Here is a 1,797-nt window from a genome sequence, read left to right on the forward strand (position 1 = left end):
CTCTTCTAAACAAACAATCTGTGTGAACACTTACGAGCACTTCGTAAGGAGGTGATCCAACCGCAGGTTCCCCTACGGTTACCTTGTTACGACTTCACCCCAGTCATGAACCACACCGTGGTAAACGCCCTCCCGAAGGTTAAGCTATCTACTTCTGGTGCAACCCACTCCCATGGTGTGACGGGCGGTGTGTACAAGGCCCGGGAACGTATTCACCGTGACATTCTGATTCACGATTACTAGCGATTCCGACTTCATGGAGTCGAGTTGCAGACTCCAATCCGGACTTAGACGTACTTTGTGAGGTCCGCTTACTCTCGCGAGGTCGCCTCCCTTTGTATACGCCATTGTAGCACGTGTGTAGCCCTGGTCGTAAGGGCCATGATGACTTGACGTCGTCCCCACCTTCCTCCGCTTTATCAACGGCAGTCTCCTTTGAGTTCCCGACCTAATCGATGGCAACAAAGGATAAGGGTTGCGCTCGTTGCGGGACTTAACCCAACATTTCACAACACGAGCTGACGACAGCCATGCAGCACCTGTCTCACAGTTCCCGAAGGCACTCTCGTATCTCTACAAGATTCTGTGGATGTCAAGACCAGGTAAGGTTCTTCGCGTTGCATCGAATTAAACCACATGCTCCACCGCTTGTGCGGGCCCCCGTCAATTCATTTGAGTTTTAACCTTGCGGCCGTACTCCCCAGGCGGTCGATTTATCGCGTTAGCTTCGGAGCCCATCACTCTAGGCAACAAACTCCAAATCGACATCGTTTACAGCGTGGACTACCAGGGTATCTAATCCTGTTTGCTCCCCACGCTTTCGCATCTCAGCGTCAGTATCTGTCCAGAAGGCCGCCTTCGCCACCGGTATTCCTCCACATCTCTACGCATTTCACCGCTACACGTGGAATTCTACCTTCCTCTACAATACTCTAGTTAACCAGTTTTAAGTGCAATTCCTAGGTTGAGCCCAGGGCTTTCACACCTAACTTAATTATCCGCCTACATGCCCTTTACGCCCAGTCATTCCGATTAACGCTCGCACCCTCCGTATTACCGCGGCTGCTGGCACGGAGTTAGCCGGTGCTTCTTCTGTGATTAACGTCAATTAATGCACCTGTTAGATACATCACCTTCCTCATCACCGAAAGTACTTTACAACCCGAAGGCCTTCTTCATACACGCGGCATGGCTGCATCAGGGTTCCCCCCATTGTGCAATATTCCCCACTGCTGCCTCCCGTAGGAGTCTGGACCGTGTCTCAGTTCCAGTGTGGCTGGTCATCCTCTCAGACCAGCTAGAGATCGTCGCCTTGGTGAGCCTTTACCCCACCAACTAGCTAATCCCATATGGGTTCATCAAATGGCGCATGGCCCGTAGGTCCCATGCTTTGGTCTCTCAACTTTATGCGGTATTAGCAGTCGTTTCCAACTGTTGTCCCCCTCCATTCGGCAGATCCCCATACCTTACTCACCCGTCCGCCACTCGTCATCAAGTGCAAGCACCCATGTTACCGTTCGACTTGCATGTGTTAAGCCTGCCGCCAGCGTTCAATCTGAGCCATGATCAAACTCTTCAATTTAAAGTTTGATGCTCAATAACTGTCTCTGACATATTCAAATGAATCTTCAGTGTCACTTATCAAGACTTAATTTTTTTAGTCCGTAGACTTTAATCTTTCGTCTCGCAAGTGCCCACACAGATTGTCTGTTTCTTCTTTTTAAAGAGCTGACAGCTTATATTCCCCATCAACTTTTCGTTGACTTAGTTCGCTGTCTCAAGGGTTGCGTATACTAC

1 rRNA gene is annotated in these 1,797 nt (G+C 50.0%); it reads right to left on the reverse strand.

Going from position 1 to position 1,797, the window contains the following annotated elements:
- Positions 1 to 44: 44 nt before the first annotated feature.
- Positions 45 to 1,582, reverse strand: a 16S ribosomal RNA gene (locus ACGH49_RS10795).
- Between the last annotated feature and the right edge of the window lie 215 nt (positions 1,583 to 1,797).

This window comes from Gilliamella sp. BG7 (genome assembly GCF_046635565.1).
Classification (GTDB): Bacteria; Pseudomonadota; Gammaproteobacteria; order Enterobacterales; family Orbaceae; genus Gilliamella; species Gilliamella apicola_P.